Annotated in this window: 11 protein-coding genes and 1 pseudogene; 7 read left to right on the top strand and 5 right to left on the bottom strand. The window is 71.2% G+C overall.

What is annotated here, in order from left to right:
* The first annotated feature begins 157 nt into the window (after window positions 1-157).
* Window positions 158-1,447: a citrate synthase gene (locus ALMP_RS21060; RefSeq protein ID WP_264930601.1), complete on the top strand. Its 1,290-nt coding sequence runs from the start codon at window positions 158-160 to the stop codon at window positions 1,445-1,447.
* Window positions 1,448-2,167: 720 nt separating this feature from the next.
* Here ALMP_RS21060 and ALMP_RS21055 read toward each other — a convergent pair.
* Together ALMP_RS21055 and ALMP_RS21050 are read right to left on the bottom strand one after the other, a co-directional pair.
* A complete protein-coding gene (locus tag ALMP_RS21055; RefSeq protein ID WP_264930600.1) occupies window positions 2,168-4,414 on the bottom strand; it encodes a cation-translocating P-type ATPase in 2,247 nt (748 codons plus the stop codon).
* 86 nt (window positions 4,415-4,500) lie between these two features.
* Complete coding sequence (locus ALMP_RS21050; RefSeq protein WP_264930599.1) at window positions 4,501-4,740, bottom strand: heavy-metal-associated domain-containing protein; 240 nt, start codon at window positions 4,738-4,740, stop codon at window positions 4,501-4,503.
* A 182-nt stretch (window positions 4,741-4,922) separates the two neighbouring features.
* Here ALMP_RS21050 and ALMP_RS21045 point away from each other — a divergent pair, with 182 nt between their 5' ends.
* Window positions 4,923-5,966 (top strand): zinc-dependent alcohol dehydrogenase family protein, encoded by a 1,044-nt coding sequence (locus ALMP_RS21045; protein ID WP_264930590.1) that lies wholly within the window; start codon window positions 4,923-4,925, stop codon window positions 5,964-5,966.
* Window positions 5,967-5,976: 10 nt separating this feature from the next.
* On the opposite strand, the gene ALMP_RS21040 is transcribed toward ALMP_RS21045, so the two are convergent.
* Window positions 5,977-6,177 (bottom strand): AlpA family transcriptional regulator, encoded by a 201-nt coding sequence (locus ALMP_RS21040; RefSeq protein WP_264930588.1) that lies wholly within the window; start codon window positions 6,175-6,177, stop codon window positions 5,977-5,979.
* Between the two features lie 204 nt (window positions 6,178-6,381).
* Entirely contained in the window at window positions 6,382-7,299 is a 918-nt protein-coding gene (locus ALMP_RS21035) for a sugar phosphate isomerase/epimerase (RefSeq protein WP_264930587.1), read from the bottom strand.
* 123 nt (window positions 7,300-7,422) lie between these two features.
* On the opposite strand from ALMP_RS21035, the gene iolC reads away from it, so the two are divergent.
* The 5 genes from iolC to mmsA are packed head-to-tail and all read left to right on the top strand — an operon-like array spanning window position 7,423 to window position 13,471.
* Complete coding sequence (iolC, locus tag ALMP_RS21030) at window positions 7,423-8,373, top strand: 5-dehydro-2-deoxygluconokinase (protein WP_264930586.1); 951 nt, start codon at window positions 7,423-7,425, stop codon at window positions 8,371-8,373.
* Complete coding sequence (locus ALMP_RS21025; protein WP_264930584.1) at window positions 8,370-9,251, top strand: deoxyribose-phosphate aldolase; 882 nt, start codon at window positions 8,370-8,372, stop codon at window positions 9,249-9,251. The genes iolC and ALMP_RS21025 overlap by 4 nt, the downstream gene beginning before the upstream one ends.
* A gap of 7 nt (window positions 9,252-9,258) precedes the next feature.
* Complete coding sequence (iolB, locus tag ALMP_RS21020) at window positions 9,259-10,080, top strand: 5-deoxy-glucuronate isomerase (RefSeq protein ID WP_264930582.1); 822 nt, start codon at window positions 9,259-9,261, stop codon at window positions 10,078-10,080.
* Complete coding sequence (iolD, locus tag ALMP_RS21015; protein ID WP_264930580.1) at window positions 10,077-11,954, top strand: 3D-(3,5/4)-trihydroxycyclohexane-1,2-dione acylhydrolase (decyclizing); 1,878 nt, start codon at window positions 10,077-10,079, stop codon at window positions 11,952-11,954. Before iolB ends, iolD begins: the two co-directional genes overlap by 4 nt.
* Before the next feature lie 14 nt (window positions 11,955-11,968).
* Window positions 11,969-13,471: a CoA-acylating methylmalonate-semialdehyde dehydrogenase gene (gene mmsA / locus ALMP_RS21010; RefSeq protein WP_264930578.1), complete on the top strand. Its 1,503-nt coding sequence runs from the start codon at window positions 11,969-11,971 to the stop codon at window positions 13,469-13,471.
* Window positions 13,472-13,481: 10 nt separating this feature from the next.
* Here mmsA and ALMP_RS21005 read toward each other — a convergent pair.
* Window positions 13,482-13,776 (bottom strand): annotated as a pseudogene (locus tag ALMP_RS21005) (IS200/IS605 family accessory protein TnpB-related protein); the annotation flags it as partial.

Genomic DNA, 13,776 nt, shown 5'->3' with positions numbered 1-13,776 from the left:
AGCAGGACGAAGGCGGCAGGATGAGCAAGTTGGCGGCACTGAGTGCCGTCGATAAGCCCAATGGTCGACCCCGAGTGCACTCTCCTGCGCCAAATGGGGGATGGTAGAGACAGTCAGGGCACCTCGAAGAAGAGGCACAACGTCGGTGAGGGATGACGTGAGCGACAACTCTGTAGTACTGCGGTACGGCGACGGCGAGTACACCTACCCGGTGATCGACAGCACCGTCGGCGACAAGGGCTTCGACATCGGCAAGCTCCGCGCCCAGACCGGTCTCGTGACCCTGGACAGCGGGTACGGCAACACCGCCGCCTATAAATCCGCCATCACCTACCTGGACGGCGAAGCGGGCATCCTGCGGTACCGCGGCTACCCGATCGAGCAGCTGGCCGAGCGCTCCACCTTCCTGGAGGTCGCCTACCTGCTGATCAACGGCGAGCTGCCGACCGTCGACGAGCTGGCCTCCTTCAAGAACGACATCACGCAGCACACCCTGCTGCACGAGGACGTCAAGAACTTCTACAAGGGCTTCCCGCGCGACGCCCACCCGATGGCCATGCTGTCGTCGGTCGTCTCGGCGCTGTCGACGTTCTACCAGGACAGCCACAACCCGTTCGACGAGCGTCAGCGCAACCTCTCCACGATCCGTCTGCTCGCCAAGCTTCCGACGATCGCGGCGTACGCGTACAAGAAGTCGATCGGTCACCCGTTCGTCTACCCGCGCAACGACCTCGGCTACGTCGAGAACTTCCTGCGCATGACCTTCTCGGTCCCCGCCCAGGAGTACGAGCTCGACCCGACCGTGGTCGCCGCCCTGGACAAGCTGCTCATCCTGCACGCCGACCACGAGCAGAACTGCTCGACCTCCACGGTCCGTCTGGTGGGCTCCTCGCAGGCGAACATGTTCGCCTCGATCTCCGCCGGCATCAACGCCCTGTGGGGCCCGCTGCACGGCGGCGCCAACCAGTCGGTGCTGGAGATGCTGGAGGGCATCCGCGACTCCGGCGGCGACGTCGACTCCTTCATCCGCAAGGTGAAGAACAAGGAGGACGGCGTCCGCCTGATGGGCTTCGGCCACCGGGTCTACAAGAACTTCGACCCGCGCGCCAAGATCATCAAGGCCGCCGCGCACGACGTCCTCTCGGCCCTCGGCAAGTCCGACGAGCTGCTGGACATCGCGCTGAAGCTGGAGGAGCACGCGCTCTCCGACGACTACTTCGTCTCGCGCAGCCTCTACCCGAACGTCGACTTCTACACCGGCCTGATCTACCGGGCCATGGGCTTCCCGACCGAGATGTTCACGGTCCTGTTCGCCCTCGGCCGTCTGCCGGGCTGGATCGCCCAGTGGCACGAGATGATCAAGGAGCCGGGCTCCCGCATCGGCCGCCCGCGCCAGATCTACACCGGCGTGGTCGAGCGCGACTTCGTTCCGGTCGAGCAGCGCTGACGCCTGCCGGCGGGGGGCCTCGCGGGGTGCTTCCGCCGGTGTCCGTTGCGGTGGAATGTGCGACCGCGGGCTGAGGGGCCGTCCGTCAGGGCGGCCCCTGTTCGTGTGGTCGGCACGCGATACGACGTGCGCGCATGACAGAAGGCGCCCTGGTGCGCCGGTCCCCCCACGGGCCGACGACCAGGGCGCCTTCCCATGTCCCGGTGCGGATTCCCCCCACGGGATCCGGCCGGGCGTCTGTGAGGACACAGCGCCTGAATTCGCTGGTGCCATATGCGGTTGTGGAACGACGACGGCAGGGGTTGAGCGGAACGAGCAGAACTCGCCGCACTCCTGCCGTCGTGTGCGATCTGCCGGGACAGCGCACGCCGGGAGGGCCGCTCAAAGCTTCCCGGTGTGCGTGCCCCGGCAACGCATCTCTGAGGAAGTCCCCCAAGACATCCCCAGATGCCAGTCGGCGCCCCCCAAGACGCTTCCTGACACCGTCAACTTAGACCTTCGAACCCCTTCGATGGTTACGTTCACATCACTGTGATCTGTGTCTCTTGCATATGTCCTGATAGATACGCAAGAGCCCGGATACAGCGATCGGGGCCCATGCGTAAGGATGATGCGCGAGCCTTGTGAAGAGCTTATGTGAGGCTCGCGCAGGACTCCAGGGGCACGATTGTTACGGATATCGCCTAACCGCCGGTAACTTCGGGCGTCTTCCTCCCGGTGTCAGCGGAACGTCCGCAGCCGCAGACTGTTCGTCACCACGAAGACCGACGAGAACGCCATCGCCGCCCCCGCGAGCATCGGATTGAGCATCCCCGCGGCGGCCAGCGGCAGCGCCGCCACGTTGTATCCGAAGGCCCACACCAGGTTGCCCTTGATGGTCGCCAGTGTCCGCCGGGACAGCCGGATCGCGTCGGCGGCGACCCGCAGATCCCCGCGCACCAGCGTCAGATCGCTCGCCTCGATCGCCGCGTCCGTCCCGGTCCCCATCGCCAGTCCCAGATCCGCGGTGGCGAGCGCGGCCGCGTCGTTGACGCCGTCCCCGACCATCGCGACCACCCGCCCCTCGCCCTGGAGCCGCTTGACCACGTCGACCTTGTCCTCCGGCAGCACCTCCGCGACGACCTCGTCGATGCCGACCTCGGCGGCGACCGTCTCGGCCACGGTCCGGTTGTCCCCGGTCAGCAGTACCGGCGTGAGCCCCAGCGCGCGCAGCTGCCGCACCGCCTCACCGCTGCCGTCCTTGACCGCGTCGGCCACGGCGAGCACCCCGCGCGCCGCCCCGTCCCATCCGACGACGACGGCCGTACGCCCGCCCCGCTCGGCGGTGTCCTTGGCACGGGCCAGCTCCTCGGGCAGCGTGTCGAACAGCCTGCCCACGGCCACCTCATGGCCCTCGACCCGCCCCCGGACGCCCCGCCCGGGCACGTTCTCGAAGTGCTCGGCCGCCGGCAGCCGCCCGGCCCGTTCCTCGGCGCCCACGGCCACCGCCCGGGCGACCGGGTGTTCGGAGGCGTGCTCCAGGGCGCCCGCGAGCCGCAGCAGCAGCGTCTCGTCGGTGCCCTCGGCGGCGTACACCTCCTGGAGGGTCATCCGGCCGGTGGTGACGGTGCCGGTCTTGTCCAGGACGACGGTGTCCACGCGGCGGGTCGACTCCAGGACCTCGGGGCCCTTGATGAGGATCCCGAGCTGGGCGCCCCGCCCGGTGCCGACCATGAGCGCGGTCGGCGTGGCGAGCCCCAGGGCGCACGGGCAGGCGATGATCAGGACGGCGACGGCGGCCGTGAACGCGGCGACGGTGTCACCGGTGAGCCCCAGCCAGGCCCCGAAGGTGGCGGCCGTGATCAGCAGCACCACGGGGACGAACACCCCGGAGATCCGGTCGGCCAGCCGCTGCACCTCGGCCTTGCCGGTCTGCGCGTCCTCGACCAGCTTCGCCATCCGGGCCAGCTGGGTGTCGGCGCCGATCCGGGTGGCCTCCACGACGAGCCGTCCACCGACGTTCACCGTCGCGCCCGTCACCGGGGACCCGGCCGCCACGTCCACCGGCACCGACTCCCCGGTCAGCATGGACGCGTCCACGGCGGAGACGCCCTCGACGACGGTCCCGTCGGTGGCGATCTTCTCTCCGGGCCGTACGACGAACCGGTCCCCGACGGCCAGCCGGTCCACCGGGATCCGCACCTCCCGGCCGCCGCGCAGCACGACCACGTCCTTCGCGCCCAGCTCCATCAGCGCGCGCAGGGCGGCCCCGGCGCGCCGCTTGGAGCGGGCCTCCAGGTAGCGGCCGAGCAGCAGGAAGGCGGTGACACCGGCGGCGACCTCCAGGTAGATCGCGGAGGAGCCGTCGGTGCGGGAGACGGTCAGCTCGAAGGGGTGTCGCATGCCCGGCATGCCCGCGTCGCCGAAGAACAGCGCCCACAGCGACCAGCCGAAGGCGGCCAGCGTGCCGAGCGAGACGAGCGTGTCCATGGTGGAGGCGCCGTGCCGCAGATTCGTCCAGGCCGACCTGTGGAAGGGCAGGGCGCCCCAGACCACGACGGGCGCGGCGAGGGTCAGCGACAGCCACTGCCAGTTGTCGAACTGGAACGCCGGGACCATCGCGAGCAGCACGACGGGCACGGCGAGCAGCGCGGAGACGACGAGGCGGTGGCGCAGGGCCGTGAGTTCGGGATCCGCGTCGGCCGGCGGGGCCTCCTGCCGTGCGGGAGGCGCGGGCTCCTCGGCGGTGTAGCCGGTCTTCACGACCGTCTCGATCAGGTCGGCGACCACGATCCCGGCGGGATAGGTCACCTTCGCCTTCTCGGTCGCGTAGTTGACCGTCGCGGTGACGCCCTCCATGCGGTTGAGCTTCTTCTCGACGCGGGCCGCGCAGGAGGCGCAGGTCATCCCGCCGATGATCAGCTCGACCTCGGCTGTCCCGGTTGTCTCGGTGGTTATCGGTGTCTCGGCGGTGGTGGTGCTGGTCATGTCCGGGCTCCAGACGACGGACCGGACCGTGCGGAGCCAGTATCAGCTGGTCGGCAGGGCCCGGTCAGGGGGAATGCGTGGGGTGCTCAGGCCTTGCCGACCAGTTCGAAGCCGGCCTCGTCGACGGCGGCCCGCACGGCCTCCTCGTCCAGGGCGGCGGTGGAGACCACGGTGACCTCACCGCTGGAGGCGACGGCCTTCACCGAGCTGACGCCGGGAATCTGGGAGATCTCCCCGGAGACGGCGCCCTCGCAGTGGCCGCAGCTCATGCCGCTCACCTTGTAGACGGTGGTGAGGGTACCTGGAGTGTCGGTGGGGGCGGTCATGTCGTTACTCCTCATCGAGGCGGGTGGGGCTGAGGGGGTCCACGGAAGGGCCTCCACTACTCCGACATTATACCCCTAGGGGGTATTTCCCAAGGAGGGTCCTCGTCCGGCCGGGCGCGCTCCGGGCTAGCGTTCGCGATGATCTGCGATGCGGAGCCGGACGAAGGGCGGGGTGAAGGCGCATGCGGGCTGTGGTGTTCGAGAGGTACGGCGAGCCGGCCGAGGTGCGGGAGGTGGCCGACCCGCGGCCCGCGGAGCACGGGGTGGTGGTGCGCGTCGAGGCCACGGGGCTGTGCCGCAGCGACTGGCACGGCTGGATGGGGCACGACCCCGGCATCACCCTGCCGCACGTCCCGGGCCATGAACTCGCCGGGGTGGTCGAGGAGGTGGGGGCCCGGGTCGACCGCTGGAAGGCCGGCGACCGGGTGACCGTGCCCTTCGTGTGCGGCTGCGGCGCCTGCCCGTCCTGCGCGGCGGGCGACCACCAGGTGTGCGAACGCCAGAGCCAGCCCGGCTTCACCCACTGGGGCTCCTTCGCCCAGTACGTGGCGCTGGACCACGCCGACGTGAACCTGGTCGCCCTCCCCGACGGCCTCTCCCACGGCACCGCCGCCTCCCTCGGCTGCCGGTTCGCCACCGCGTTCCGGGCGGTCGTGCGGCAGGGCCGGGTCGCGGCGGGGGAGTGGGTGGCCGTGCACGGCTGCGGCGGGGTGGGACTGTCGGCGGTGATGATCGCGGCGGCCTCGGGGGCGCGGGTCGTCGCCGTCGACGTCTCGCCGCGCGCCCTGGAGCTGGCACGGACGTTCGGCGCGGCGGAGTGCGTGGACGCGCGGGACACCCCGGACACGGCGGCGGCGGTGCGCGAGGTGACCGGCGGCGGAGCCCATCTCTCCCTCGACGCCCTGGGCTCGCCCGCGACCTGCGCGGCCTCGGTGAACGGCCTGCGCCGCCGCGGCCGGCACGTCCAGGTCGGCCTGCTGCCGTCGGCGGACGGCACGACACCCGTCCCGCTGGCCCGCGCCGTCGCCCTGGAACTCGAACTGCTGGGCAGCCACGGCATGGCCGCCCACGCCTACCCGGAGATGCTGGAGCTGGTCCGGGCGGGCGTGCTCCGCCCCGACCTGCTGGTGACCTCGACGATCGCACTGGACGCCGTACCGGCCGCGCTGGCGGCGATGGGCACGGCGCCCGGGGCGGGCGTCACGGTCATCGAGCCGTGGGCCTGAAACCCGCCGGCTACCCGAGTCCGCGGGCCCGGTTGCCCGGTCGGGAGGCCACCCAGGCGTGGACGGTGTCGACGTACCAGTAGGGCTTGCCGCCCTCCACGTGGTCGGGCGGGGGCAGCAGTCCGTGCTTGCGGTAGGACCGCACGGTGTCCGGCTGCACCTTGATGTGCGCCGCGATCTCCTTGTAGGACCAGAGCCGTCGGTCGGTCATGGGGGCACCTCCCTGCCGGCGCGGACGGCGACCGGGAGGCCGTCCGGGGGGATTCCGCGCCTGCGCTGGCGATCACCCTCTCTGTGCCCGATCGGCGACACACGGTGACCACGAAGGGAGGCTTTGTGGACGTCCCGTGACAGGTGTGACGCGAAAGGGACTTCTGTGGCCGGGGTGACACAAACACCCCGCCCCGCCAGGGGCCTACGCTCCGCAGGACCTCAGGAACGCCCGCGTCCGCCGCGCGATCGGCAGCGGCTTGTCCGGGTCGCACGGGTACATGTCCTGCTCGACGATCGCGAACAGGTCGACGTCCAGCTTCTGCGCCGCCTCCAGTACGGGGCCCAGTGCCGGCACCCCGGACGGCGGCTCGCACATCACGCCCTGGGCGACCGCCGGCCCGAACGGCGTCCCCTTGGCCCGCACGTCCGCGAGGATCTCCGGGTCGACCTGCTTGAGGTGCAGGTATCCGATCCGCTCGCCGTAGGTCTCGATCAGCTTGACGCTGTCGCCGCCGCAGTACGCGTAGTGCCCGGTGTCCAGGCACAGGGAGACCAGGTCGGAGTCGGTGCCGTCCAGGAACCGGACGACGTTCTCCTCGGTGTCGACGTGGGTGTCGGCGTGCGGGTGGACGACGATCTTCAGTCCGTACCGCTCCCGCACCTCCCGTCCCAGCCGCTCGGTCAGCGAGGTCAGGTTGCGCCACTGCCCGGCCGTCAGGGTGTCCGGCTCCAGTACCTCACCGGTCTTGTCGTCCCGCCAGAAGGACGGGATGACCACGAGGTGGGAGGCGCCCATCGCCTGGGCCAGCACCGCGTTGTCCGCGACATGCGCCCAGGTCTTCTCCCAGACCTCCTCGCCGTGGTGCAGGCCCGTGAAGACCGTGCCGGCCGACACTTTCAGGCCACGCCGGGAGACCTCCTCGGTGAGGACCGCCGGATCGGTCGGCAGATAGCCGTAGGGGCCCAGCTCGATCCACTCGTAGCCGGACTGCGCGACCTCGTCGAGGAAGCGCTGCCAGGGGACCTGGGCGGGGTCGTCGGGGAACCAGACACCCCAGGAGTCGGGGGCCGATCCGATCCGGATGCGCGAGAGCGAGGGCTGCGGTGACAACGACGTCATGGCCGCCAGAGTGCGGGTCGCGACAAGGGGTGTCAAGGTCTGGTCCGAATGTCTGGACAAAACATTGACAGGGCTCGGGGTGCGGCATTACAACCGGGGAGGAGTCGAAGCGAAGGGAAGCCGATGGCGTACGACCTGATCACGATGGGGCGGATCGGAGTGGACCTCTACCCGCTGCAGACGGGTGTGCCGCTCCCGCAGGTCACGTCCTTCGGGAAGTTCCTCGGCGGCTCCGCGACCAACGTCGCCGTCGCCGCCGCCCGCCTCGGCCGCGACACCGCGGTGATCACCCGCACCGGCGACGACCCCTTCGGCACCTATCTGCACGAGGCCCTGCGCGGCTTCGGCGTCGACGACCGCTGGGTCACCCCGGTGCCCGGGCTGCCGACCCCCGTCACCTTCTGCGAGGTCTTCCCGCCGGACGACTTCCCGCTCTACTTCTACCGGCAGCCCAAGGCGCCGGACCTGGAGATCGACGCCCACGACCTGGACCTGGACGCCATCCGCGAGGCCCGTGTCTTCTGGGTCACCGGCACCGGACTGAGCGAGGAGCCCAGCCGTACGGCGACCCTCGCGGCCCTCACCCACCGCGCAAAGGCCGGCATCACCGTCTTCGACCTCGACTGGCGCCCCATGTTCTGGGCCGACCCGGACGCGGCCCGCCCCTTCTACGCCGAGGCGCTGAAGCACACCACCGTCGCCGTCGGCAACCTCGACGAGGTGGAGGTCGCCACCGGGGTGCGCGAGCCGCACGCCGCCGCCCGCGCCCTCCTCGACGCCGGCGTCGAACTCGCCGTCGTCAAGCAGGGCCCCAAGGGCGTCCTCGCCGTCAACAGCGCGGGCGAGTCCGCCGAGGTCCCCCCGCTCCCGGTGAACGTCCTCAACGGCCTCGGCGCCGGTGACGCCTTCGGCGGCTCCCTCTGCCACGGCCTGCTCGCCGGCTGGGACCTGGAGACGATCATGCGGCACGCCAACGCGGCCGGCGCGATCGTCGCCTCCCGCCTGGAGTGCTCCTCGGCCATGCCGACAGCGGACGAGGTCGAGGCGGCGCTCACGGCAGGAGCCGTCCGGTGACCGTCGACATCGCTGAACTCGTCCGCACCCGCAGCCACCACCCCGAGGCGATCGCCGAGGCTGCCGCCCGCCGCACCCGGCGCCCGCTGCTCGACCGGGGCGGCCGGCTGATGATCGTCGCCGCCGACCACCCCGCCCGCGGCGCGCTCGGCGTCGGCGGCCGCAGGCTGGCCATGGCCAACCGCGCCGACCTCCTCGAACGGCTCTGCCTGGCGCTCTCCCGGCCCGGCGTCGACGGCGTCCTCGCGACCGCCGACATCCTCGACGACCTGCTGCTGCTCGGCGCCCTCGACGGCAAGGTCGTCATGGGCTCGATGAACCGGGGCGGCCTCCAGGGCGCCAGCTTCGAACTCGACGACCGCTTCACCGGCCACCGCGCCGAGGACATCGAGCGCCTCGGCTTCGACGCCGGCAAGCTGCTCCTGCGCATCGACTACGACGACCCGGGCTCCCTGAACACCCTGGAGTCCACCGCCCGCGCGATCGACGCCATGGCGGCCCGCCGGCTCCCCGTCTTCGTCGAACCGTTCATCTCCCGCCGCAGCTCCGAGGGACGGCTGCGCAACGACCTGTCCGCCGAGGCCGTCACCAAGTCCATCGCCATCGCCTCGGGCCTCGGCGGCAGTTCCGCCTACACCTGGCTGAAGGTGCCGGTCACCGACAACCCCGACGACATGGCCGAGGTCATGGCCACCTCCACCCTGCCCGCCGTGCTGCTGGGCGGCGAGGTGGGGGAGGACCAGGACGGGGCGTACGAGAAGTGGCGCGGCGCGCTGCAACTCCCCACCGTCCGGGGCCTGGTCGTCGGACGTTCGCTGCTGTACCCGGCGGACGGGGACGTGGCCGCCGCCGTGGACACCGCCGTAGGACTGCTGTGAGGGCACGATGAGCGACGACCTGTACATCCCGCGCGGTACCACCGCCGACGCCGACCATGTGCTCGCCATCGACCCGAAGCGGGCCGGCTGGACCCACAGCAGCCTGCGGATCGTCGAGCTGGAGCCGGGCGGCGCCCACTCCTTCACCACCGGGGACAGCGAGTGGATCGTGCTTCCGCTGGAGGGCGGATGTACCGTGCGAACAGCGGATGAAGAGTTCCAACTCCTGGGCAGGGAGAGCGTTTTCGCGTCGGTCACCGACTTCGCGTACGTTCCCCGCGACGCCCGGGTCCAGATCGCCTCCGGCGCGGGAGGCCGCTTCGCCCTGGCAGGAGCGAAGTGCGAGCGACGACTCCCCGCCCGCTACGGCCCCGCGCCGGAGGTCCCCGTCGAGGAACGCGGCAGCGGCACCTGCGCCCGCCTGGTGCGCAACTTCGCCTCCGCCGACGCCTTCGACTGCGCCAAGCTCATCGCCGTCGAGGTCATCACCCCCGGCGGCAACTGGTCCTCGTACCCGCCGCACAAACACGACGAGCACCGGCCGGGCGAGGAATCGGAGCTGGAGGAGATCTACTACTTCGAGATCGACGGCCCGAACGGCTTCGGCTATCAGCGCGTGTCCCCTTCGCGGGCGGGCGGGGCGGACGTCCTCGCCGAGGTCCGCTCCGGCGACGCCGTCCTCGTCCCCGACGGATGGCACGGCCCGGCGATCGCCCAGCCCGGCCACGCCATGTACTACCTGAACGTCATGGCCGGGCCCGGTGAGACACGGGAGTGGCGGATCTGCTTCCACCCGGACCACGTAGAAACCACAGGGGGTTACCGATGACCACCAGGCTCACCGTCGCCCAGGCGCTGGTGCGCTTCCTCGCCGCCCAGTACACCGAGCGCGACGGCGTACGGCAGCGGCTGATCGGCGCGACCTGGGGCATCTTCGGCCACGGCAACGTCGCGGGCCTCGGCCAGGCGCTCGTCGAGTACGCCGACGAGATGCCCTTCCACCAGGGCCGCAACGAGCAGTCCATGGTCCACGCGGCCGTCGGGTACGCGCGCCAGTCGGGCCGTCTGTCCACGCACGCGGTGACCACGTCGATCGGCCCCGGCGCGACCAACCTGGTCACGGGCGCGGCCCTCGCCACGATCAACCACATCCCGGTCCTCCTCCTGCCCGGCGACATCTTCGCGACCCGCCCGGCCGACCCGGTCCTCCAGCAGCTCGAAGTGCCGTACGCCGGAGACGTGTCGGTCAACGACACCCTGCGCCCGGTGTCGAAGTACTTCGACCGCGTCACCCGCCCCGAGGCCCTGATCCCGGCGGCCCTCCAGGCGATGCGTGTGCTGACCGACCCGGTGGAGACCGGCGCGGTCACCCTCGCCCTGCCGCAGGACGTCCAGGCCGAGGCCTGGGACTGGCCGGACGAGTTCTTCGCCGAGCGCACCTGGGTGGTCCGCCGCCCCGGCGCCGACCCGACCGAGCTGGCCGAGGCGGTCCGCGCGATCAGGGCGGCGAAGCGTCCGCTGATCGTCGCGGGCGGCGGCGTCCACCACAGCCGCGCAGAGGAGGCCCTCGCGGAGTTCGCCGAGGCCACCGGCATCCCGGTCGCCTCCACCCAGGCCGGCAAGGGCTCGCTGCGCTGGGACCACCCCCAGGACGTCGGCGGAATCGGCCACACCGGCACCGCGACGGCCGACGAACTGGCCCGCACGGCGGACCTGGTGATCGGCGTCGGCACCCGCTACACCGACTTCACCACCGCCTCCGGCACGCTCTTCGCCCGCCCCGGGGTCCGGTTCCTCAACCTCAACATCGCCGCGTACGACGGCCACAAGCTGGCCGGCCTGCCGCTGATCGCGGACGCCCGCAGCGGCCTCCAGGAGCTGACCCAGGCCCTGGCGATCCACGGCCATCGGGTCGCGGACCCGTACGTCACCGAGTACACCGAGGACAAGGAGCGCTGGGAGCAGCGCGTCGACGCCTGCTACGAGGCCGACGAGCCCGACGTGCGCCCGACGCAGCCGCAGGTGCTGGGCGCGCTGGACGCGCTCGTCGACGAGTCGGACGTCGTCATCAACGCGGCCGGTTCGCTCCCCGGCGACCTGCACAAGCTGTGGCGGGCCCGCTCACGCGACCAGTACCACCTGGAGTACGGCTACTCCTGCATGGGCTACGAGATCCCGGCCGCACTCGGCGTGAAGCTGGCGGCGCCCGAGCGCAACGTCTGGGCGCTGGTCGGCGACGGCACCTACCTGATGATGCCGACGGAGATCGTCACGGCCGTGCAGGAGGGGATCGCGATCAAGATCCTGCTCGTGCAGAACCACGGCTACGCCTCGATCGGCGGTCTGTCGGAGACCGTGGGCGGCGAACGCTTCGGCACCGCCTACCGGTTCACCTCGGACGACGGCACCTTCACCGGCGCCCCGCTCCCCGTCGACCTGGCCGCCAACGCGGCGAGCCTCGGCATGCGGGTGCTGCGCGCGAAGACCGTCCGCGAGCTGCGCGAGGCGCTCGCCGAGGCGCGCGCCGCCGACACTCCCACATGTGTCTACGTGGAGACGGAAACCGCAGACACTGTGTCGGGGGCGCCCCCCGCGCAGGCCTGGTGGGATGTTCCTGTGGCCGAGACCGCGACCCGCCCGTCGGCGGTCAAGGCCCGTGAGCTGTACGAACGGCACGTGTCTACCCGACGCCGCCATCTGTGAAGGAGTAACTGGGCATGACGAAGATCGTCAACCACTGGATCGGCGGCAAGACCGTCGAAGGGGCGTCGGGTACGTTCGGGCCGGTCACCGACCCGGCGACCGGCGCGGTCACCACGAAGGTCGCGTTCGCGACGGTCGACGAGGTCGACGCCGCGGTCGCCGCCGCGAAGGACGCCTACGCCACCTGGGGCCAGTCCTCGCTGGCCCAGCGCACGACCATCCTGTTCAAGTTCCGCGCGCTGCTGGACGCCCACCGCGACGAGATCGCCGAGCTGATCACCGCCGAGCACGGCAAGGTGCACTCCGACGCGCTCGGTGAGGTGGCCCGCGGCCTGGAGATCGTCGACCTCGCCTGCGGCATCAACGTGCAGCTGAAGGGCGAGCTGTCGACGCAGGTGGCGAGCCGCGTGGACGTGGCGGCGATCCGCCAGCCCCTCGGTGTCGTCGCCGGCATCACGCCGTTCAACTTCCCGGCGATGGTCCCGATGTGGATGTTCCCGATCGCCATCGCGTGCGGCAACACGTTCGTGCTGAAGCCGAGCGAGAAGGACCCGTCGGCGTCGATCAGGATCGCCGAGCTGCTCGCGGAGGCCGGTCTCCCGGACGGCGTCTTCAACGTCGTCCACGGCGACAAGGTGGCCGTCGACCGGCTCCTGGAGCACCCGGACGTCAAGGCCGTCTCCTTCGTCGGCTCCACCCCGATCGCCCGCTACATCCACACCACCGCCTCCGCCAACGGCAAGCGGGTGCAGGCCCTGGGCGGCGCCAAGAACCACATGCTGGTCCTGCCGGACGCCGACCTGGACGCCGCCGCCGACGCCGCCGTGTCCGCCGCCTACGGCTCGGCGGGCGAGCGCTGCATGGCCATCTCGGCCGTCGTCGCGGTCGGCGCCATCGGCGACGAGCTGGTGGAGAAGATCCGCGAGCGCGCCGAGAAGATCAAGATCGGCCCCGGCAACGACCCGACCTCCGAGATGGGCCCGCTGATCACCAAGGTCCACCGCGACAAGGTGGCGTCCTACGTCGAGGGCGCGGCGGCCGAGGGCGCCGAGGTCGTGCTCGACGGCACCGGCTACACGGTCGAGGGCTTCGAGGACGGCCACTGGATCGGCATCTCGCTCCTCGACAAGGTGCCCACGTCGGCCAAGGCCTACCAGGACGAGATCTTCGGCCCGGTGCTGTGCGTGCTGCGCGTGGACACGTACGACGAGGGCGTGGCCCTCATCAACGGCTCGCCGTTCGGCAACGGCACCGCGATCTTCACCCGGGACGGCGGCGCGGCCCGCCGCTTCCAGCTGGAGATCGAGGCCGGCATGGTCGGCGTGAACGTCCCGATCCCGGTCCCCGTCGGCTACCACAGCTTCGGCGGCTGGAAGGACTCGCTCTTCGGCGACCACCACATCTACGGCAACGACGGCACGCACTTCTACACCCGCGGCAAGGTCGTCACCACCCGCTGGCCGGACCCGGCGGACGCCCCCACCGGCGTCGACCTGGGCTTCCCGCGCAACCACTGAGCGACCGTTCCTAAAGACTGAGCGGGAGTGAGTCCTGCTGCCAGAACCCATGCTCAGCCGGACGCTCCGAACGGTGTTGGGCGTCCTGGTCTCCCGCGTTCGCTCCGCGTCCGGCGTGCACGGATCGTGTCCGTGGTCCGGGGATGCGGGGGCGGGGTTCCTCACGCCCCGGGGCCTCCGGTCGGGCCTGGACGGTCCGATGCCCCTGCTCATCACTCCGGTGAGCAGGGGGCGGTGCCGTCCGTCGCCGGATCGGGTGCCCCAGGGCGCGCCTGCCGATCGCCACGGCGGCCGCGTCGTGGCGG

The sequence above is a fragment of the Streptomyces sp. A012304 genome (assembly GCF_026008495.1).
Lineage (GTDB): Bacteria > Actinomycetota > Actinomycetes > Streptomycetales > Streptomycetaceae > Streptomyces.
This window is presented reverse-complemented; position numbering and strand designations above follow the sequence as displayed.

Coding starts and splice junctions, on each gene's coding strand:
- ALMP_RS21055 (WP_264930600.1), bottom strand. CDS start 4,414: ATGACCAGCACCACCACCGCCGAGACACCGATAACCACCGAGACAACC.
- ALMP_RS21050 (WP_264930599.1), bottom strand. CDS start 4,740: ATGACCGCCCCCACCGACACTCCAGGTACCCTCACCACCGTCTACAAG.
- ALMP_RS21045 (WP_264930590.1), top strand. CDS start 4,923: ATGCGGGCTGTGGTGTTCGAGAGGTACGGCGAGCCGGCCGAGGTGCGG.
- ALMP_RS21040 (WP_264930588.1), bottom strand. CDS start 6,177: ATGACCGACCGACGGCTCTGGTCCTACAAGGAGATCGCGGCGCACATC.
- ALMP_RS21035 (WP_264930587.1), bottom strand. CDS start 7,299: ATGACGTCGTTGTCACCGCAGCCCTCGCTCTCGCGCATCCGGATCGGA.
- iolC (WP_264930586.1), top strand. CDS start 7,423: ATGGCGTACGACCTGATCACGATGGGGCGGATCGGAGTGGACCTCTAC.
- iolB (WP_264930582.1), top strand. CDS start 9,259: ATGAGCGACGACCTGTACATCCCGCGCGGTACCACCGCCGACGCCGAC.
- iolD (WP_264930580.1), top strand. CDS start 10,077: ATGACCACCAGGCTCACCGTCGCCCAGGCGCTGGTGCGCTTCCTCGCC.
- mmsA (WP_264930578.1), top strand. CDS start 11,969: ATGACGAAGATCGTCAACCACTGGATCGGCGGCAAGACCGTCGAAGGG.